At 63.9% G+C, this 20,047-nt stretch carries 18 protein-coding genes; 7 read left to right on the top strand and 11 right to left on the bottom strand.

Features of this window, described 5'->3' with window-relative positions:
* The first annotated feature begins 1 nt into the window (after position 1).
* Positions 2-1,573, top strand: a complete 1,572-nt coding sequence (gene bcsG, locus HDG39_RS24660; protein ID WP_184009376.1) for a cellulose biosynthesis protein BcsG — start codon at positions 2-4, stop codon at positions 1,571-1,573.
* Positions 1,570-1,818 carry a hypothetical protein gene (locus HDG39_RS24655; RefSeq protein ID WP_184009374.1) on the top strand — a complete coding sequence of 83 codons (249 nt, stop codon included), beginning with the start codon at positions 1,570-1,572 and terminating at the stop codon, positions 1,816-1,818. The genes bcsG and HDG39_RS24655 overlap by 4 nt, the downstream gene beginning before the upstream one ends.
* Positions 1,819-1,834: 16 nt before the next feature.
* On the opposite strand, the gene HDG39_RS24650 is transcribed toward HDG39_RS24655, so the two are convergent.
* The gene (locus HDG39_RS24650; protein ID WP_184009372.1) at positions 1,835-2,464 is read right to left on the bottom strand and encodes a LysE/ArgO family amino acid transporter; all 630 of its coding nucleotides are present in this window, start codon (positions 2,462-2,464) and stop codon (positions 1,835-1,837) included.
* 117 nt (positions 2,465-2,581) lie between these two features.
* Between HDG39_RS24650 and HDG39_RS24645 the strand changes: the two genes are divergently transcribed.
* Positions 2,582-3,475 carry a LysR family transcriptional regulator ArgP gene (locus HDG39_RS24645; RefSeq protein ID WP_184009370.1) on the top strand — a complete coding sequence of 298 codons (894 nt, stop codon included), beginning with the start codon at positions 2,582-2,584 and terminating at the stop codon, positions 3,473-3,475.
* On the opposite strand, the gene HDG39_RS24640 is transcribed toward HDG39_RS24645, so the two are convergent.
* The 4 genes from HDG39_RS24640 to HDG39_RS24625 form a co-directional block, all read right to left on the bottom strand.
* Positions 3,444-3,833 carry a hypothetical protein gene (locus HDG39_RS24640; RefSeq protein WP_260328240.1) on the bottom strand — a complete coding sequence of 130 codons (390 nt, stop codon included), beginning with the start codon at positions 3,831-3,833 and terminating at the stop codon, positions 3,444-3,446. The two genes, HDG39_RS24645 and HDG39_RS24640, sit on opposite strands and share 32 nt — an antisense overlap.
* 66 nt (positions 3,834-3,899) lie before the next feature.
* Positions 3,900-4,901, bottom strand: a complete 1,002-nt coding sequence (locus HDG39_RS24635; protein ID WP_184009368.1) for an NADP-dependent oxidoreductase — start codon at positions 4,899-4,901, stop codon at positions 3,900-3,902.
* A gap of 95 nt (positions 4,902-4,996) precedes the next feature.
* The gene (locus HDG39_RS24630) at positions 4,997-5,806 is read right to left on the bottom strand and encodes an oxidoreductase (RefSeq protein ID WP_184009366.1); all 810 of its coding nucleotides are present in this window, start codon (positions 5,804-5,806) and stop codon (positions 4,997-4,999) included.
* A 109-nt stretch (positions 5,807-5,915) separates the two neighbouring features.
* Positions 5,916-6,524: a TetR/AcrR family transcriptional regulator gene (locus HDG39_RS24625; RefSeq protein ID WP_184009364.1), complete on the bottom strand. Its 609-nt coding sequence runs from the start codon at positions 6,522-6,524 to the stop codon at positions 5,916-5,918.
* A gap of 92 nt (positions 6,525-6,616) precedes the next feature.
* Here HDG39_RS24625 and HDG39_RS24620 point away from each other — a divergent pair, with 92 nt between their 5' ends.
* Positions 6,617-8,062 carry a DEAD/DEAH box helicase gene (locus HDG39_RS24620; protein WP_184009362.1) on the top strand — a complete coding sequence of 482 codons (1,446 nt, stop codon included), beginning with the start codon at positions 6,617-6,619 and terminating at the stop codon, positions 8,060-8,062.
* A gap of 69 nt (positions 8,063-8,131) precedes the next feature.
* Here HDG39_RS24620 and HDG39_RS24615 read toward each other — a convergent pair whose 3' ends face one another.
* Genes HDG39_RS24615 through HDG39_RS24605 form a run of 3 tightly spaced genes read right to left on the bottom strand, consistent with a single transcriptional unit; the run spans position 8,132 to position 11,020 of the window.
* Entirely contained in the window at positions 8,132-9,136 is a 1,005-nt protein-coding gene (locus HDG39_RS24615; protein ID WP_184009360.1) for a substrate-binding domain-containing protein, read from the bottom strand.
* A gap of 29 nt (positions 9,137-9,165) precedes the next feature.
* Positions 9,166-10,206 carry an ABC transporter permease gene (locus tag HDG39_RS24610; RefSeq protein WP_311667263.1) on the bottom strand — a complete coding sequence of 347 codons (1,041 nt, stop codon included), beginning with the start codon at positions 10,204-10,206 and terminating at the stop codon, positions 9,166-9,168.
* Positions 10,199-11,020, bottom strand: a complete 822-nt coding sequence (locus tag HDG39_RS24605; RefSeq protein ID WP_221305851.1) for an ATP-binding cassette domain-containing protein — start codon at positions 11,018-11,020, stop codon at positions 10,199-10,201. Before HDG39_RS24605 ends, HDG39_RS24610 begins: the two co-directional genes overlap by 8 nt.
* Positions 11,021-11,434: 414 nt before the next feature.
* Here HDG39_RS24605 and HDG39_RS24600 point away from each other — a divergent pair, with 414 nt between their 5' ends.
* A complete protein-coding gene (locus tag HDG39_RS24600; protein WP_184009356.1) occupies positions 11,435-13,840 on the top strand; it encodes a two-partner secretion domain-containing protein in 2,406 nt (801 codons plus the stop codon).
* Positions 13,841-14,083: 243 nt separating this feature from the next.
* Here the strand turns inward: HDG39_RS24600 and HDG39_RS24595 are convergent, their stop codons facing one another.
* On the bottom strand, positions 14,084-15,076 hold the full coding sequence (locus tag HDG39_RS24595; protein ID WP_184009354.1) for a LacI family DNA-binding transcriptional regulator: 993 nt from the start codon (positions 15,074-15,076) through the stop codon (positions 14,084-14,086).
* A 330-nt stretch (positions 15,077-15,406) separates the two neighbouring features.
* On the opposite strand from HDG39_RS24595, the gene HDG39_RS24590 reads away from it, so the two are divergent.
* Together HDG39_RS24590 and HDG39_RS24585 are read left to right on the top strand one after the other, a co-directional pair.
* Positions 15,407-16,174, top strand: coding sequence for a sugar phosphate isomerase/epimerase family protein (locus HDG39_RS24590; protein ID WP_184009352.1), 768 nt, complete (start codon positions 15,407-15,409; stop codon positions 16,172-16,174).
* Positions 16,175-16,177: 3 nt separating this feature from the next.
* A complete protein-coding gene (locus HDG39_RS24585) occupies positions 16,178-17,317 on the top strand; it encodes a Gfo/Idh/MocA family protein (protein WP_184009350.1) in 1,140 nt (379 codons plus the stop codon).
* Between the two features lie 105 nt (positions 17,318-17,422).
* On the opposite strand, the gene HDG39_RS24580 is transcribed toward HDG39_RS24585, so the two are convergent.
* The gene (locus tag HDG39_RS24580) at positions 17,423-18,670 is read right to left on the bottom strand and encodes an MFS transporter (RefSeq protein WP_184009348.1); all 1,248 of its coding nucleotides are present in this window, start codon (positions 18,668-18,670) and stop codon (positions 17,423-17,425) included.
* Complete coding sequence (locus tag HDG39_RS24575) at positions 18,667-19,734, bottom strand: PRC-barrel domain-containing protein (protein WP_184009346.1); 1,068 nt, start codon at positions 19,732-19,734, stop codon at positions 18,667-18,669. Before HDG39_RS24575 ends, HDG39_RS24580 begins: the two co-directional genes overlap by 4 nt.
* Positions 19,735-20,047: the final 313 nt, after the last annotated feature.

Raw genomic sequence — 20,047 nt, 5'->3', positions numbered from 1 at the left:
CATGACTCTGTGGAACCTGTACTTCATCCTCAAGCTGTATCTATTCGCGGGCGGCCATCTGCAGCCGCTGTGGCTCGCGAATCTCGGCTTCGCGCTCGCGCTCGTCGTGAGCTCGACGCTGCGCCGGCGCGCGCTGCGCATCGTGCGCAATCTGGTCGGCCTCGCGCTCGGCGTGCCGCTGATGTACCACGAAGCGAACGTGCCGCCGTTCTCGCGTCTGACCGAGGAGTTCGGCAATCTGACGACATTCAGCTTCGGCTACTGGCTCGAACTTGCGCAGCGCTTCCTGCCGCCGATGCTGCTGCTCGCCGCGCTGGGCGCGCTCGTCGGCTATCTGATCGTGAATCGCTGGGTGCGCGTCGCGACCTTCGTGCTGATCGCGCTGGTCGCGATTCCGCTGTGGCACGAGGGCGGGGTGGTGCTCGCGCAGCTGCGCGGTGCAGCGGCGAACGCAGCGGCGAATGCCGGCGCGAGTGGCGCGAACAACGCGCTCGCCGCGCAGCCGCTCGACCATAACGCGACGCTTGCCGCGTTCCGCACGAAGGAGTCGCAGCGGCAGGTCAGCTTCGGTCATCTGGCCGCCGATCCGAACGCTCAGTTCGATGTGATCGTGCTGCACATCTGCTCGTTGTCGTGGGACGACCTCGATGTCGCGAAGGCGCGCAATCATCCGCTGCTCTCGCACTTCGACTATCTGTTCACGAACTTCAGCACCGCGGCGAGCTATAGCGGGCCGGCCGCGATTCGTGTGCTGCGCGCGAGCTGCGGCCAGCAGGCGCACGCGGACCTGTACAAGAACGCGCCGCCGCAGTGCTATCTGCTCGCCGATCTCGCGCAGGCCGGCTACACCCCGCAGACGATGCTGAACCACGACGGTCACTTCGACAACTTCCTGGAACTGGTCCACGACAACGCCGGCGCGCCGAACGTACCGCTGATTCCGAACACGAGCGTGCCGGTCGCGATGCATGCGTTCGACGGCTCGCCGATCCGCGACGACTACGAGACGCTCGCGGCCTGGTATGCGCAGCGCGCGAGCATCGCGGGCCCGGTCGCGCTGTACTACAACACGATCAGCCTGCACGACGGCAACCGGTTGCCGAACAGCAGCCTGTCGAGTATCGATTCGTATCCGCTGCGGGTGAACAAGCTGATGAGCGACTTCGACCGCTTCGCCGATCTGATCGCGTCGTCGGGGCGGCGCGCGGTGATCGTGTTCGTGCCCGAGCACGGCGCGGCGCTGCGCGGCGACGCGAACCAGGTCGCGGGCCTGCGCGAGATTCCGACGCCGCGCATCGTGCATGGGCCGGTCGGCGTGCGCATCGTCGGTTTCCAGGGCAGTCATGGGCCAACCACGGTGATCGACAATCCGTCGAGCTTCCTCGCGGTGGCGCAGCTGCTGTCGAACCTCGTGTCGAACAGCCCGTTCAAGGCGGGCGTGAGCTTGTCGCAGTACGCGACGAATCTGCCGCAAACGCAGATGGTCGGCGAAAACGAGGGGACGGTGACGATGAAGACCGCATCCGGCTATGTGGTGAAGACGCCGGACGGCGTGTGGGTGGACGGCAAATGACGAACCCGCCGAACGCCTCGACAAACGCCGCGCGCGGCGGCTGGCCCGTCGACGACATCAGCGGCCTCGCGCTGCGTCTGCCGGAGGTCGAGACGGCGCGCTATTTCGATGCCCAGGCGAAGGAGGCTTACCAGCAGTCGCTGCTGAAGTGGCCGGTGCTCGCGCGGCTGATGAACCTCGTGCCGCGCGACGAAGCCGATGCACCCGCCGCGCGAGGCGAGCCGCAAGAATCGGCGCTGAAATAAGGCTCGCGTCGAACGCTCAACGCAATTGCGTGAACGCGAGCAGCAACACCATGCTGCCGATCGCGCCATCCAGCACGCGCCACGCAGTTGCGCGGCGAAACAGCGGCGCGAGCATGCGAGCGCCATAGCCGAGCGCGACGAACCACACCGCGCTGACCGTCATCGCGCCGAGCGCGAAGGCGACCCGCGCGCCTTCCGGTTCACGCGCGCCGGCCGTGCCGATCAACAGAAACGTGTCCAGATAGACGTGCGGATTGAGCCACGTGAACGCAAGCGTCATCAGGATGATCGGCAGCGCGCGTTGCGCAGGCGGCGCCTGATCGCGGGATGCGCCGGCCGAGCCATCGAGCACCGCGTGTCCGGGCCGCACCGCGCGGCGCAGCGCGCTGATGCCGAACCAGGCGAGATACGCGAGCCCAACATAGAGCATCGCGTGCACGAAGCGCGGGAAACGCTCCATCAGCGCCGCGGCGCCGCCGACACCCGCGCCGATCAGAATGAAATCGGACAACGTACACAACAGCACGATCTTGCCGACCTGCGAGCGCATGATGCCCTGCCGCAGCACGAACGCGTTCTGCGCGCCGATCGTAACGATCAGCGACGCGCACAGCGCCGCGCCATGGGAAAAAGACAACCAGTTCATAAGTGGTCCGGAAAAAGGAAAGCAGCGGGGATAGACGGGAAAATCCAACAGCGCTAGTCTGCGGGTTGGCATCTCATAAGAGAAGCTAATTTACTTAATGCCGATTAAGGAACGCTAATGCTCGACTACGCCTTGCTCGACGCGCTGGCCGCCGTGGTCCGCCACGGCTCGTTCGACCGTGCCGCAAGCGAGCTCAATATCACGCCGTCCGCGGTGTCGCAGCGGGTCAAGCTGCTCGAGGAGCGGGTCGGCAGCGTGCTCGTGAAGCGTGGGCAGCCGTGCGTCGCGACCACCTCGGGCGCGCTGCTATGCCGCCATACCGAACGCGTGCAACTGCTCGAAGCGGAGCTGAAAGGCCGCCTGCCGGCACTGCCCGGCGCGCTCGTCGAGCAGTGGCCGGCACTGCGCGTCGCGGTCAACGACGACAGTGTCGGCACCTGGTTCATCGACGCGGTCGCGCCGTTCTGCGTCGAACGCGAGATGCTGCTCGACCTCGTGATCGACGACCAGGACTACACCGCGCAGCGCATTCGCGACGGCAGCGTGCAGGGCGCGATCACGACGCAGGCCGAACCGGTGCAGGGCTGTCGCTCGACGCGCCTCGGCCGCATGCGATACCTGGCGGTGTGCTCGCCGGCGTTTTTCGCGCGCTATTTCGCCGACGGCGTCACGCGCGACAGCCTGCGGCGCACGCCGTGCGTCGACTTCAATCCAAAGGATCAACTGCAAAAGCGCTTCATGCGGCGCATTACGCGCGCGGAGCTCGATCCGCCGCTGCACTGGATTCCGCACGTCGCCGGTTTTTTGCGCGCGTGCGTGATGAGCCTCGGCTGGGGCATGTGTCCCGAGCGAATGATCGCCGGGCATCTGCAGCGCGGCGAACTGGTCGAGATCGCGCCGGGCAAGCATATCGACGTCGATCTGTACTGGCAGAGCTGGCGTCTGTCGATCGGCTGGCTCGACGATTTCAGCGCGATGCTCAGAAAGCGGGCCGGCGAGTTTCTCGATTGACTACGCGGCGGTGCCGCATGCAGAAATGCGGCTGCTGCGATAGCAACAGCTCGATCGAATGAATCAGGCGGCGCTGTTCCGGGTCCTGCGAGCGCGCGCCTTCGTCGATCGTCTCGCGCAGGCAGTCGAGAAAGCAGGCGGTCGCCCGGCTCGTGGGCGCGCCACGCCGCGACGTGATGCTGATGATGGTTTCGTCCAGCGTTTCACGCAGCGGCAGGGTCCACAGGTTTTCCTTCGCGCGTATCACCTCGACGAGCGGCCACGGAAAGATGCTGACCATATCCGGCATGCCGCGCTTGACGAACAGATTGTTCGACATCGACTCGCGGCTCGCCGGGTCCCAGTTCGTTCGTCTCAATTCGGGCCACAAGCAGCCATTCCACCTGATTACCACACGGACGTTTGAAGGTCTGCTTCACGCTGACTATCGGATCTTGATGACAACCTTACCCTTGGTACGTCCGGTTTCGACGTAAGCCAAAGCCTCCTGGGTCGACTCGAACGGAAAGACCCGATCGATGACGGGTCGTATCGCTCGCGCGTCGATCAGTGCGGCAATCCGGCTGAGCTGTTCTCCGCTGGCCCGCATAAAGAGAAATGTATAGCTGACGTCATGACGTTTCGCGGCCTTCCTGATGCGATAACTCAGAAAGCGCATCACCGTTTTCAGGAACCACGACGCACCGATCTCTTTCGCAAATTCGGCATCAGGCGGACCGGCGATCCCGATGAGCTTGCCGCCGGCCTTGAGCACACGCAGCGACTTCTCGAGCGCATTGCCGCCTTGCGTATCCAGTACCAGGTCGTAGTCCTTCAGGATGGTCGCAAAGTCGTCTTTCCTGTAATCGATGACGATATCCGCACCGAGTTGCTTCACCAGTTCGATATTCCGCGCGCTCGCCGTTGTCGCGACGGTCGCGCCCACATGCTTCGCCAGTTGAATGGCGAAGCTGCCGACACCGCCCGAGCCGGCATGTATCAGCACTTTCTGCCCTTTCTTCAATTGCCCTTTTTCGATCAGCGCCTGCCAGGCGGTCAATCCAACCAGCGGGATTGAAGCCGCTTCCTCCATCGTGAGTGCTGTCGGCTTGAGAGCCACGTCATCTTCTTTGACCGCGATGAATTCCGCGAAGGTGCCGATGCGATCCTTGTGCGGGCGCGCGTAGACCTCGTCGCCGGGCTTGAAGCGCCGCACGCGCGATCCGACGCGCACGACAACCCCTGCCAGATCGTTGCCCAAAATCAGCGGCAAACGATAGGGCAAAATGAGCTTGAACTCTCCGTCTCTGATTTTGGCATCGAGCGGGTTCACGCCCGCGGCGTGGATCTGGATCAATACGTCGTCCTCGCGCGGCTCTGGAACCGGCATATCGCCGGATCGTAAGCCATTCTTGCGTCCATATCGATCGACGACGAATGCTTGCATCATGGTTCCTTGTCAGTTGCTCGTTAAGTCTGGTTGTTTCGCTGGCAATAGCACGGATGCGGAGCCTTTGAACAGGGAGGAGACAGTCACGTCGTCTACGTTGCCAGCCGCAGATCTTTGCGGATACCGGCGTCCACCAGTCCAGCGGGCGCAAATCTGCGCAGCAATCGCAATCGGGCGGCGAGTCCGCCAGCGGTATAGCGGAGTTTCGGACGAGGCGCGATGGCGGCCTGCAGTACGGTTTCGGCCACGACCTCGGGACCGTCGGCGCCCTCGACCACTTCCTTCACTCGCTTGTCCACGGCCGAGCGCACCTCGCGGTATTCGTCGAGAGGGGCGTCGGGCGCGATGAAGTTCGCGTCGAAAGGCGTCTTGATGTAGGCAGGTTCAATGACCGATACGCGGATGCCCAGCGTACGCAACTCATGGTCGAGCGACTCCGAATAACCTTCCACCGCGTGCTTGGTGGCGGAATACAGCGCCATATAGGGCATTGGCAGAAAACCGAGCACGGAACCGATGTTGACGATGCGGCCGCTGCGTTGTCGCCGCATATGAGGCACGACAGCACGCGTCATGCGGATGATCCCGAAGAAGTTCGTATCGAAGATCGTGCGTGCCTGGTCGATCGAACTCTCTTCCGCGGCGGCAGGGGCGACGCCGAAACCGGCGTTGTTCACCAGCAGGTCGATGCGGCCCTGCAGGCGCAGCACTTCGCTGACGGCGGCTGCAACGGATGCATCGCTGGTCACATCGAGCGGCAGCATGTCGAACGACTGTTGGCCGGCTCGTTGGCCGCGCCGACTGGTGCCGTAGACCGTGTATCCGGCCTTCGCAAGCCGCTTTGCGGTGGCTTCGCCGATTCCTGACGAGGCGCCCGTCACGAGCGCTATTTTGGTTTGCATGATGTTCTTCCCAAGATGTCTTTGCGTGGTTGGTCGAGCATTCGTTTCACTAAAATATGATGACGGTCATATTTGCGGTCCAACGAAAACCGGCACAGGGCCGGCGTATTTACGCTTCAGTCGGTGCGAGTTTTTTCAATGCCGCTTCAAGGAAACTCTCCGATAGTTTGGGGTCGTCGACGGCACGCGCCATCACCATCGTGCCAACCATTGTGGCGACCATCAAAAGCGCCTGTTCGTGCGCGCCTGGCTGACCCCAATCGGGCAACTGGCGCGCAACGACATCGATCATCTCCTTGATGCGGCGGGTGGCCGCGCGCCGTACGGCCGGCGCCTGACGCGGCATCTCCGAGCCGAGGGCAGAAATCGGGCAACCCGTCTCGATGCTCTCGCAATGCTCCTTCGACAGATAGGCGCGCATCATCGCCGGCAACGCCTGTTCCGGCGGCACGGACGCGGCGATACGCTCCGACAGCGCCACGGATTCAGCTCCGGCGCGGTCAGCGGCTTCGGCAAGCAGCACCTCGCGCGACGGGAAATGGGCATAGAAGCCGCCATGCGTCAGACCTGCCTCCTTCATGATGTCAGCCACGCCCGTGCCGTCGTAGCCGCTGCGCCGAATCGCGCGTGCGGCGACCTCGACGATGCGCTCATGCGTGATTTCCTTGCGGCTGGCTGGCTTCCGGGTGATGGGTGGATTTTTCATGACGACCATCATATATCATTCCGGCGGGATCTGCAGAGGCCATCCAGAGACCGACGGTTCAGGCGGTAACCGCTAGAATTGCGGCTTTAGCCCGGAATACGCCAATGTCTTTTGCCTCGCTTGGCCTGATCGATCCCTTGCTGCGTAATGTGCAGGACCTCAATTACCAGACACCTACGCCGGTGCAGGCCAAGGCGATTCCTGCTGTGCTCAGTGGCAAGGACGTCATGGCTGCGGCACAGACCGGCACTGGCAAAACGGCGGGTTTTGCGCTGCCGCTGTTGCAACGACTGGTGCAACACGGCCCGGCAGTGTCCAGCAACCGCGCGCGTGTTCTGGTGCTGGTGCCCACGCGTGAACTGGCCGAACAGGTGCTGCAAAGCTTTATCGATTACGGCAAAGGCCTCGACTTACGATTTCTGGCCGCCTACGGCGGTGTGAGTATCAACCCGCAGATGATGAAGTTGCGCAAAGGCGTGGATGTGCTCGTCGCCACGCCGGGCCGTTTGCTAGATCTCCATCGCCAGAACGCAGTGCAGTTTGATCAGGTACAAACGCTGGTGCTGGATGAAGCTGACCGGATGCTGGATCTGGGCTTTGCGCGCGAACTCAACGCCGTCTTCGCTGCCTTGCCCGCCCAGCGCCAGACCCTGCTGTTCTCCGCCACGTTTACCGATGATATCCGCGCCATGGCGGCGGGCATTCTGCGCGGCCCGGTCAATATCAGCGTCAGCCCGCCCAATGCCACGGCCAGTAAGATCAAGCAGTGGGTGGTGCCGGTGGATAAAAGGAACAAGCCCGACCTCTTCATGCACCTTGTGGCTGAGTACGACTGGAAGCACGCGCTGGTGTTCGTCAAAACCCGCAATGGCGTGGACTACCTGGCGGCCATGCTGGATGAAGCGGGCTATGCAGTCGACACCATCCACGGCGACAAACCGCAACCCGCGCGCCTGCGTGCGCTGGAGCGCTTCAAGACGGGCGAAGTACATATGCTGGTAGCCACCGATGTGGCTGCGCGCGGGCTGGATATCGACGACCTGCCGCTGGTGATCAACGTTGATCTGCCGATCGTGGCGCATGACTACGTGCACCGTATTGGCCGTACCGGCCGAGCGGGCGCCAGCGGCGTGGCGGTGTCCCTTGTGTGCGCCGATGAAGCGCCGCAACTGGCCGCGATTGAAGCGCTGATCCGGCAAACGCTGCCCCGTGAAGAAGAGCCCGGTTTTGAAGCCGAACACCGCGTGCCGCAAACTAGCGCGACGGGCCAGATCATCAAGAAACCCAAAAAGCCTAAGAAGCCCCAAGGGCCGCAAGCTGCGTCGGGCGCCATGCAGGTGCTCAGCAAAAAACCGCGCCCGCAAAGTGGCGAAAACAAACGCAAGCCTGCAGCGCAACGCGCTGTGGCCGCGGGTAAAGGCACAAGCTTGTCCAGCGGTAGCCCATTCAGCGTGCAAAAGCCACGCAGCAAACCCGCCAGCAAGCCAGTTGCGGGTTCACGTAAGCCGGCTGGCAAACCCGCTGGTGGCCGCGGCAAACGCCAACCCTGATCCGTGCGGTCGAGTAACGCCAGCCCTCGAACCGGTCGCTAAATTATTTGCGGCGGGCGGATTCCGACCTTAGCGGATTCCGCGTTTGATCAACGGGATGAGCGAGTCGATCGTCGCAGGTGTTTGGACACCTGCGCCGGTGTTGATGGTCAGTCCCGCGAAATGATAAGCAGCGGAGAGCACGCATTGCGTGACCGGCAGGAAGCCTTGCAGATAAAGTTGCTGGTCGAGCGTCGCGGTGATGTATTTGCTCTGCAGCCCCGAAATCGTGGCCGGTGCCAGATCGATGCCACCAATGATGATTTGCCCCGGCTTCTTGCCAGCCTGCTGGAGCGCCTGCGGAATGAACCCGGTTACGCCGCCGTGCTGAGTCCCAATCGCCCTCAGATTCGGGTGCGCCTGGATGAAGGCGACCAGGATCGGCACGGCGAGCGATGAATCGGAATCCACCTGAGGTGAGATATTGAGTCTGGTCACCTTTACGCCGGCCTTCTCCAGCGTTTCGGCAAGGCCACGGTCAGACTGACTTCGTACACTCTCGTTGAACACGCCGTATTCCAGCGCCTCGTCGCCCTTCTTGATCCCAGCGTTGAGCATCGCCTGCGCGGTGATCTGCCCGCCGACGTAGAGTTCGACGCCGGCGTAGCCGAAGCCCTTCGCGTCGTAAAGTTTCTGGTTCTCGGGTAGCGGCGTGTTGCCGACGGTAACGATGATGCCCTGGTCTACCGCCTGTTTGATCAGTGGCGCGAAGGCTGGGTCGCCCGGGTGGCCCATGATGCCGATGCACGTCGGATGCGCCGCCATCGCCTGGCGAAACTGCGCAAGCATTGTCTCTGGGCTCCAGGCCGAGAACTGCTCGATCACCTTGATGCCTAAGGCATGCCCCGCGTCCGCAGCCCCGGTCTGACGTGGCAGCGTCGCGCCGTCGCCAGGGTTTCCGCCCATCTGCATATACATTGTCATACCGGCGCCGAGCGGCCCCGTCGTGGTCGGCTCGGTGGCACCGGCCGTCTGCGCGAGGCCAAACGCGAGAATACTCGCCCCCAGGAGGGATCTCGTCATGATCTTGATCATTTCTGCTCCTTGCTCCTGATTTAACGGCTTTATCGCCCCCCAAGCCTGAACCTTTCGCGCAACACGCGCAGCTTGGCGGGATTCTCTACCAACAGATGCAGCGTCACAGCGACGATGAACACCACCCCTTCGATCGCCTGTACCCAGAAGCCGGCGATACCTGTCGCAACGATTCCGGCCTCCAGCATGCCTATCACGAAAGTGCCGAAGAAGGTACCCACGATCGTCGCCGTGCCACCAAACACCGAGGTTCCGCCGATGAACACGCCGGCCAGCGCCGGCAGCAGATAGCCCTGCCCCTGGGTTGAAAAATAGTTCAGATTCTCGAGCGTGAGCAGCACCGTGGCGAAACCGGCCAGCACACCCATCAGCGTGAACAATTTCACCGTCTCACGCACGACATTGATGCCCACGACCTTCGCCACGTTTCGGTTGTCTCCGATGAACAGCAGGTGCTCGCCAAAACGGTGACGATTGAGGATGAACCACATGAACACTGCGAGCCCGAGCGCCCAGAGCGCTTGCATCGGGATCACACCGAACAACGTGCCCGCGAATACTGCATAGGCTGAACCGTTGGCGAGCTCCTGGAGCGCATTGGAGAGGCCGCCGGACAGGATCGACGCAACACCGGCCCAGAGGAACTGCGTGCCGATTGTCACGATGATCGAAGGCACACCGACCACCGCGACCAGCACCCCGTTCACCACGCCGACCAGCGCGCCGCCAGCCAACGCCGCGATCACGGCTAGCCAGGCGGATCCCGTGGTGTTCACGCACCAGGCGAACAGAAAGCCCGAGAATGCCATCACGGAGGGGAAGGACAGATCAATTTCCCCCGCCGCAACCACCAGAGTGAGCCCGATCGCCAACACCGCCAGCGGTGGCACGGTGGTCAGGAAGGAGAAGTAGATTGGCCAGCCTAAAAAGACGCGCGGTGCGGTTGCCATGAACAGGCCGACCACCAACACGAACACGACCAGGCTCGGGATTCCCTCGATGCGTGCAAAACCCGGCAGGCGAAAACCCACTAGCCGGGCCGGCTGTTCGTCTTTTATCGGATCACTCACGTCCTTGCCCCGCAGCCAGCGCCGGCCCGTGCCCGCTCTGCTGTAGCGAAATCAAGAACCGGGTGAGTTCCTCGAGGCTCATCTCACCCGACTTCATATCCGCGACGACCCGGCCACGATCGAGCACGACGAGCCGATCGGCGAGCTCGTGCACATGGGCGAGGTTATGTTCGATGTAGATGCAGGCGCGGCCGGACGCCTTGATCGACTGTACGAAGTCGAGAACCTTACGCACCTCGCTGATGGCAAGCGCAACCGTTGGTTCATCGAGAATGATCAGATCGCTGTCGAAATACATTGCCCGTCCGATCGCGATGCCCTGGCGCTCGCCACCGGAGAGTTTCGCAATCAGCGAATCCGCGTCGATCCCCACGCCGCGGAAACCGAGCTGGCGCTTCAAAATATCGTTGGCAATGCGCCGCTGTTCGGCAACCTTGATGAAGCCGAACCGGTTGGTGATCTGCCGGCCGACAAAAAAATTACGCCACAGCGGCTGCTTCTCGCCCAGCGATTTTTCCTGATAGACCGTCTCGAAGCGCAGTCGGTGCGCCTCGCGCACCGAAAAGCGGCTCCAGTCGACCTCCTCGTCCCGGATGAACAGCTTGCCCGTGCTCGGCCGCACGACACCGGTCAGTACCTTGATGAGCGTCGACTTACCCGCGCCGTTATCACCGATCAGGCCGACGATCTCGTTGCGCCCAATGGCGAGATCGATGCCGGAAAGCGCCCGTATCTTGCCGTAGGACAGGCTGATACCTTGGGCGCGCACGATATGCTGATAGGCGCACGTACCGGGCGCTGCCTGGTTCGCCATCACGCCACGCTCCAGCTCGAATGACCCACAGCAAGGTTGTGAACGACGACAGCCATAGATCTTTCCCCTTTGCTTATCGATCGCCGCATCAACTTACATCGGAAATGTCCCTGAAATTTAGCAAGCCTTAGAGTCCAGTTCAAGAATCGCTTACGAGACCGCTTATATTTCATCGGGAAAATATTAGTCTGGGGCACTTGAACGACGCACAACCTAAGGGATAGAAGAAGCGCGTCAGAAGGGTCCCCACAGGACGGGCCACAAACGCCCGGTCAAAAAGGCGCAAAAAGCAGAGGTATCGGCACGCATCCGCCACTTCAGCGGCTATTCTTTAGACGCTGCGACTAACGCGTTTCAGGCCGGCTCTGCGGGTCGTCGTCAGCCATTCCGCGCCCCCACGCGGAAAGGGGGTGTATGTCACGTCCAGAACTACCTCGGCCCGCGCGACGCGCGCTGCGTCGTCGGCAGTCAAACGGACGCCTGTGGCTCGTCATCGGCAGCGCGCTCACCGGACTGTCCTTTGCCCATGCGACGCTCGCGGCGGGCACACTTCCACAAGGCGGCACTTACGTGGCCGGCGCCGGCGCGATAGCAAGCCATGGAGACGGCCTCGTGGTCACGCAACCGGGTTCGACGCGCGGCGTGATCGAGTGGAACAGTTTTTCGATCGGCAGGAACAACAGCGTGACGTTCGACAACGGCTCGGGCGCGACGCTGAACCGGGTGACGGGCGGCTCGCCCTCGGCCATTCTCGGCAGGCTCAGTGCGACGGGCAGCCTGTATGTGATCAATCCGCAAGGCATCGTCGTGGGGCCATCGGGCGTGATTAGCACCGGTGGCCGTTTCGTCGCGTCAACGCTCGATGTCTGCGACTCCGCGTTCATGCAGGGCGGTGGTTCCCTCACGTTATCGGGCGACCCGAACGCAAGCGTGATCAATCTCGGCAAGATCAGTTCGAGCAACGGCGATGTGTTCCTGATTGCGCGGCGTGCCGTCATCAACGCGGGCACTATCACAGCGCCCAACGGCACGGCCGAACTGGTTGCAGGCGAACAGGTGTTGTTACAGGATTCGGGCAGCAGCAGACAGGTGTTCGTGCAGACGGGCGGCCTGGGTACCGTAGTCAACAAAGGGCGCATCAACGCCGCGCAGATCAGCCTGCAGGCCGCCGATGGGAACGTCTATGCGCTTGCTGGCGGCGGCACGCGCATCCGCGCGACGGGTACGGCGGATCGTTATGGCCACGTGTGGCTCGTCGCCGATGGCGGCCGTGTCAGTCAACTCGGCAAGATCTCCGCGAGCAACGCGGATGGCAGCGGCGGAACGGTCGACACGCGAGCGGCACAACTGGCCTTTGGCAAGCATGCCGCCGTTCACGCGGGCCAATGGAACCTGTTGACGCCCGCTTTCACGATCGATGATGCCGCCGCGCGCGCGTTGCAGCGCAGCCTGAATTCGGGCACATCGGTCGCGGTCACGACCACAGGCGCGAACGGCGCAACGGGCGACCTGGGCATTGCTTCGAGCCTGAACTGGAGCGGTCCGGCTTCGCTCACGCTTGCCGCGTACCACAACGTCTCCGTGACGACGGGCACGACGATAGCGAACCGCGGTGTCGGCAATCTGACCGTGCGCGCTGACGCAACGGGCAGCGACAATGGAGGCAGCATCGCGAATAACGGCATCATCGACTGGTCGGCAAGCACGGGTATCGTCAGTGCGCTGTACGACATCGGGGGCAACTACAGCGCGGGAACAATTCTGTTGAATCAGGCGTGGACGGCGCCACCTGACAGCGGTCTCGTCACGCAGTCGACCGCCTATGAACTTATCAACTCGCTCGCCGACCTCCAGAAAATCAACCGGGACCTTTCGGGCATCTACGCGCTAGGCAAGGACGTGGATGCAACGCCGCCGTCGGGCACGTTCAATGCGCCGATTGGCGCTTTCCCAGCGAGTCCTTTCACCGGACAGTTCGATGGCATGCGCCATACGATATCCAACCTCAAGATTCAGGCATCACCGTCGGACATCGACCCGGGCGTAGGTTTGTTTTCCGCCATAGGAGCTGGCGGTGTCGTACGCGACCTGACGGTGCAAGGCGAGGTCAGTGGCACGGCTAACGCCGGCTACTACGGGATTCTGGCCGGCCTGTTGGATGCTGGGCTCAACACCAGCACCATTGCGTCCGTCCACACCAGTGGTACGGTCGCGGTCCAGAACGCTCAAGAGGCGGGCGGCCTCGTTGGCTGGTCCAGTGGCACTATCACACGGTCCTCCAGCAATGCTGACGTGTCGTCGTCTCAAGGTTTCTCCGCTGGTGGACTCGTCGGCTACAACGCGGGAGTCATCAGGCAGTCTTTCGCAGCGGGGAGTGTTAGGGGAATTTCGACCTTTTCCGGCGGACTGGCCGGTCAGAACGCTGGAACTGTCACACAGTCGTACGCCACGGGTGCAGTCAGCGCGACTGATGCAGCCGCGGGAGCGCTAGTGGGAGTGAATCTATATAGCAGTGTTGAGCAATCATTTGCCACTGGCAGCGTTCAAGGGTCGGGAGGCGGAGGTGGCATCGCGGGCTTCAACTACGGGCCAGTGACCATAAGCGGCGACGTGTTCTGGAATACACAGACGACCGGCACCACCGTCGCTGTAGTGAGTGTGGCTAATGGCGCCCAGGTTGGCAACGCCCAGGGCCTGACCACCGCTCAGATGAGCAACCCCGTCAGCTTCGGTCCCACATACGACTTCGGACCTGGCGGGGTATGGGCCATGCCCGCCGGAGCAACGCACCCCGTGCTGCGGTGGCAACTGGGTCAGTAGATGGCGAAGGCTTGTCGGCAAGGGGGAACTCGACACGACGCAGATGCTGTCGGGAAAATCATTTGGGCGGGACAACTCCGGACTCGGGTGATGGAGGTCTCGCGAAAGCTTCAACGAACGATTTGATGAGCTCTGGGAGCAACGCGGCCGAAATGCATCGCCGTCGGCAGCCTCACCAAAACTGAGCCAGCTACAAACCACCTCGGTGGGCAAAGCTGATCTTTACTTCTCCCGATCGACCACTCAAACCGACTCCCGCAGCACCAGCTGATGCTGCAGGATGCGCGACGCCGGGCGTTGGCCGTCGAGCAGCGCCAGCAGCATTTCGGCCGCCGCGGCGCCCAGCTCGACCATGGGCTGGGCCACGGTCGTCAGCCCCGGCTCGAAGATGCCAGCGATGGGCACGTCGTCGAAGCCCATTACCGCCACGTCGTGCGGCACCCGCCGGCCGGCTTTGCTAAAGCCCTTGATCGCGCCGATGGCCAACGTGTCCGACACGGCGAACACGGCGCTCGGCGGATCCACCACCGCCAGCAGCTTTGCCGCCGCCTGGCTTCCGGCGGCGTAACTATTGTCGCCGGTGACGCAGACAAGCTCGGGCGCAGGCGCGAGGCCGGCGCGCAGTAGTGCTGCGTCATAGCCCTCGCGGCGCTGACGCGCATACAGGAAGCGCTCATCGCTGGTGATGAAGCCGATGCGCCGGTGGCCCTTGTTGATGAGGTACTGCACGGCATCCGTACCGGCCTGGCGGTGGTCGATGCTGACATAAGGCACGTCGCTACCGGGCAAGAATTCCGAGCAATTGACCCATGGCTTGCCGTTCGCCGCCTCGCGCCGGGCTGCCGGGTCGGACATGGGCACGAGATTGATGACGCCGTCGCTCAGACTGCCAGCCAGCGTCGGCAGCGAGGCGTCCGCCGTGCCAGTCCAGGCTTCCAGGTCCGCCGGAAGCAGCGTGTAACCGGCCTGGCGACTGACCGCGCCGGCCCCGCGCACGATCTCGGCGTAGTAGGGGTTGGCGAAATCCGGCATGAGCATCAGCAGAATGCGACTCTGACCGGTACTCAGGCTGCGGCCGAACGGATTGGCCCGGTAGTTCAGTGCCCTTACGGCTGCCTCGACCCGCTCACGCGTGGCCGCCGTCACGGCCTTCGTCCCGTTGAGCACACGCGACACCGTGGCAATGGAAACGCCAGCCTCGCGGGCAACGGCTTCGATGGAGGGTTTGCTTCGCATGGGTTCGTTCAGGCAGCGGCGCGTCTGTTACCAGCAGGAAGGTAACGATCTTAGCATCACGGGAAAAGTTTTTCCCATCATGCGTCGTTGAAGGTCGAAACCAAGCGGGGATTCGGACTCGCCTTGCGGGAATCCATGGTGTTCTGCAAACCGCGGCATTATGCAATCCGCTTATCCGAAGCTTCTCGCGTACTCCTGTTTGTGCCGGCTCCTGCTGCATAGGGTAAAGCCCGTGTTCCAAGTAAACGGGAAAGCGCTTACCTTTTGGCTTGCGCCCAGCTCCGTAGGCCATCCGTGCCGGATCCACCTTGACTCTTTGGATTGACGACCATGAATCAAGCCTTGCCCATTTCCATCCAGATATACAGCCTGCGTAATGCGGGCGAACTCGACCGGCAGTTCGACATTGCCGCCCAAGCCGGATTTCGCCAGGTGGAGCTGATCGGGTCCTTGCTCGAAAATGCGGCCGACACCCGGAACAAGCTTCAGGCGCGCGGCCTTGGCGCTTCCTCCAGCCACCTCAGCATGGCCATGCTGCGTGAGCGTTTGCACGAAGTGACCGCGGCCTGCGAGACCCTCGGCATCACCCAGTTGGTCATGCCCGCGGTGCCGCCCGCCGAGCGCGACAGTGACGCCGCATACTGGCGGGCGCTCGGCAACGAGTTGGGCAGCCTCGCCCATCGGCTAGCCGCTCAGGGCATCGCCCTCGCGTACCACAACCATGATTGGGAACTCAGCCCCAAGGAGAACGGCGCAACGGCGCTGGAACTGCTGTTCGAGTCCGCCGGGGCAAGCCCGCTCGGCTGGCAAGTGGATGTAGCCTGGCTCGTGCGCGGCGGCGCCGATCCTCTGCCATGGCTTCGTCGTTATGCGGGCCGCGTGGTCTCGGCCCATGCGAAAGACCTCGCGCCCGCGGGTGAAAAACTGGACGAGGACGGCTGGGCCGACGTCGGTCACGGCGTCATGGATTGGCCCACACTGGCCGCCGCCTGCCGCGAAGCGGGGGCGCGTTTCCTCGCCGCCGAGCACGACAATCCCAGCGACGGCGAGCGCTTCGCCCGCAATGCCTTTGCCTATCTGCACCAGCTCGGAGCCTGATCCATGAAACCTGTCTTCGTCGGCATCATCGGTTGCGGCAACATCAGCGATGCCTATTTCACCGGCGCGGCGAATTCGGAATTCGTCCGCATCAAGGCTTGCGCCGACTTGCGTCCGGAGGCCGCCCGGGCCAAGGCTGCGCAGCACGGCGTTGCCGCGATGACGGTGGATGCGCTGCTGGCCGACCCCGACATCGAAATCGTTATCAACCTTACGGTGCCGCACGCGCATGTGCCGGTCAGCCTGCAGATTCTGGAGGCGGGCAAGCACGTCTACCTCGAAAAGCCCCTGGGTACCGACTTCGCGTCCGCACGCGCGATGCTGGCGCGAGCCGAGGCTTCGGGATTACGCGTGGGCTGCGCACCGGACACCTTCTTCGGCGCGGCCCATCAGGCGTGCCGCGCGGCGCTCGATGCGGGCTGCATCGGGCGTGCCATTGGCGGGGCCGTGGCCGTGTTGTCCCGCGGCATGGAGTCCTGGCATCCCAATCCTGAGTTTTTTTTCAAGCCTGGTGGCGGCCCGATTCACGACATGGGCCCGTATTACGTGACGCAGTTGGTCAATCTGCTTGGGCCGGTGGCACGCGTGTCTGCTTGCGCCACCATCGGTTTTCCCCAGCGCATCATCTCCAGTGAGCCGCTGAGGGGCCAGGTCATCGAGGTCGAGGTGCCCACCACGGTCAACGGTATCCTGCATTTTGCGGGTGGGGCCAACGTGGTGATGAGCGCCTCCTGGGACGTGTGGGCCCATCAGCGTGCGCCCATCGAGATCTATGGCACGGAAGGTAGCCTGTTGGGCGTCGATCCCAATTTCTTCGGCGGGAGTCCGCGCGTGGCTGAACGTGATAGCGGCTTTAAGCCGCTTGACACACAGGTCCATGCTTTTGGCGTCGACAACTTCACGTTGAGGAGTGGTGCGCGGGTGGCCAATTACCGCGCTGTGGGCGTGCTGGACATGGCCATGGCGTTGCGTCGAGGTCGGCCGCATCGCGCGAGCGGCGAACTGGCGTTACACGTGCTGGAGGTGCTGGATGCCTTCGAACGCTCGTCGCGCGAGGGGCGGCACGTCGATATCGAGACCGTCGTGCAGCGACCGGTCGTCGTGCCATTGGGTCGAGGCGAAGAGGTGTTTCTCGCCGACTGACTGACCTGACTTCCGCAGTGATCAGGCCGGTTGCGACGTGATCCGACTGCGACCATCAGATCACGCCCCGGCTCATACAGCTCGCGCGACTCACCTCGCCGCCGACTATCCACGACCGGGCACAGCCGCGCCGTCGCCGTTGCTGGCCGTCGCCGCGTCGCGGGTCTCGGGCATCGCCGCCCACACCAGCAGCACCGCGAGCGCACCGGCCGCCGCGAGGCAGAAGAAGCTCACCGTGTTGCCGAAACGATCGGCGACGAAGCCCGCCGCCGTCGTGCTCAACGTCGCGCCGATGCCGGCCGCGAGCCCGAACAGGCCGATACACAGGTTATAGCGGCCCTTGTCGCCGGCGACGTCGGCGGCGATCAGCGGCAGCATCACGCCGAACACCGCGGCGCTCAAGCCGTCGAGCATTTGCACCGGGACGAGCAGATAGGGGCTGCTGATGCCCGCGAACAGCAGCGCGCGGATCGGCAACGCGGAGAAGCCGAGCAGCAGAATCGGCCGGCGGCCCCAGCGTTCGGCCGAGCGCCCGACCCACGGCGACATCATCGCGACGATCGCCTGCGGCACGATGATGCACGCCGCGATCACGAGCTGCACGTTGTCTCCCATGCCGGCCGTCACTTCGCCGGCGGCCAGGTTCAGCATCGCCGCGTTCGACAGATGGAACAGCACGATGCACGCGGCGAACAGCAGCATGCGCTTGTCGCGCAGCAGCTCGCGCAGGCTTTCGCGCCGCTCGAGCTGCTCGGGGGTGGGCGTCGCTTGCGGCAGCTCGATCGTGTCGGTGCGCTGGATCATCGCGAGCGCGATCAGCGCCGGAACCGCGAGGCCCGCGGTCAGGACGAACACCGCGCGCGGCGAGTAGTACTCGCCGAACAGTCCCATCAGACCGGCCGCGACCGCGCTGCCGATCGACGCCCAGCGCGCATTGCGGCCGAGCCGGTCGCCGAGATTCGCGCGACCCACCAGCGCGAACGAGATCGCCGCGAGCGCCGGCGTCAGCATGCAGCTCGCGAAGCCGTGGAACACCTCGGCGGCGATCACCGGCAGCACGGTCGGGCTGATCGCGAGCAGCATCGCGCTGAGGATGATCGCGCCGATCGCCCACGCGGCCGCCGCTTTCTTGTTGCGCAACGCGTCGACCGCGGCGCCGCCGGGTACCTGGCTGACCATCGCGCTGATCGTGCCGACCGACAGCACCATGCCGATCTCGCCCTGGGTCCACTTGTGCGATGCGAGGTAGGACGCGATGAACGGCCCGAAGCCCGTCTGTACGTTGGCGACGAAGAAGTTGAGCCAATCGAGCGCGCGCAGACTTCGCGCCGTGACCATAGTACGCACCGTCATCGGACCGCCCGTGCGTTGGAAACCGCGACGGCCGACGATGCGGGCGGCGGCGCCGAGGCCGCCGGCGCGGCGCTGGCGGCAGGCTGCGCGGGCGGCGCCGGCGACACCGCGCGAATCGGCTTGTCGCTCGCGTAGAGCGGCGTCGCGTTGATCTGCGCGTCGCTCAGATCGACCTGCGGATGCAGTTCCTTGTCGCGCGTGACGAAGCGCAGCGCCGACCAGTTCGCGGCGATCGTGCGCCGGTCGGTGCTGACCATGCCGCCGACGTCGAGGACGATCGCCTGCGGCTGCGCGTTGCCGTCGATCAGCACGTCGACCACACGGCCCACCTTGGCGCCGTTCGCGCGCTCGACGGTCGCATCGAGCAGCGGCAGTTCCAGCGGGTTCGATTTGTTCGCGGTGCTCGGCACGGCCGTCGGGTTCAGCGTGATCGGCGCCCCCTTCGCGGTCGGCGCGAAGTGGAACGCGCCCCACGGGAAGTTCACCTTGCGGTCGCCGACGCCGAGAAAGCCCTGCAGATTGACGACCATCTCGCGCGGCTTGCCGGCCGCGTCGGCGATCAAGTCGACCGCGCGGCCGACCACCTTGCCGTCGGGCTTCTGCACCTGGCTGTCGAGCAGCGCGTGCGCGTCGCTGCGCTCGATCGTGCGCAGCACGATCAGCGGGGGCGGCGGCGGGGGCGGCGGCGGAGCCGGCACGACGACGGGCGGCGGCGGTTCGACCTTGTGCGGCTTCACGACCGGCTTCTTCGGTTTCTTCGGCTCCTCGGGCCCCTCGTTCGCCTCGCTCTCGACCGGCTCGGACGCGGACGCGGCGACCGGCGCGCTTGCCGGCTCGACCGGCATCACCGTCGCCTCGACGATCGGCGCCTGCTGCGTACCCCACAGCAGGCTGCTGCAGCCGGACAGCGCGGCGAACGCGCACACCGCGGCCACGGTGCACAGCCAGCGGAACAGTCGAAGCACATCGAGCGAATCAGGCGAATCGAGCGGGCGAAGCGATCCAAGCGGTCCAAACGGGACAATCGGCAGGCGCCCGGCGGGGCGCGGAAAACCGCCAGTCATCAGGAAAAACTCCACGGGCAGGTGCGGACGGGCGCGATGAGCCGCCGCGGTTGGATGGGGTACGGCCCAGAGTTTAACCTGCGCTGCCGCGCGGGCAGCCTTTCGCCGGTTGCGTTGCAGGCGGTTTCGCCGATGCACTGTCGCTATATGGATGCACGCCGCGTGCCTGGAACGCGATCACCGAGGTGGCATCGGCGCGTTTCGTGGCTGCTCGTGTGCCGTAGGTGTAAACGCGCGCAGCGCTCGCGCGAGCGACGGTCGCGCAAAAGATATAAGTCGCGCGACATGTCCGGCATGCCATTCATGCGATTGG

Origin of the sequence: Paraburkholderia lebeckiae (genome assembly GCF_014201005.1) — a bacterium.
Classification (GTDB): domain Bacteria; phylum Pseudomonadota; class Gammaproteobacteria; order Burkholderiales; family Burkholderiaceae; genus Paraburkholderia; species Paraburkholderia tuberum.
The sequence above is the reverse complement of the archived record's forward strand: the minus strand, read 5'-3'. Positions and strand labels throughout refer to the sequence as shown.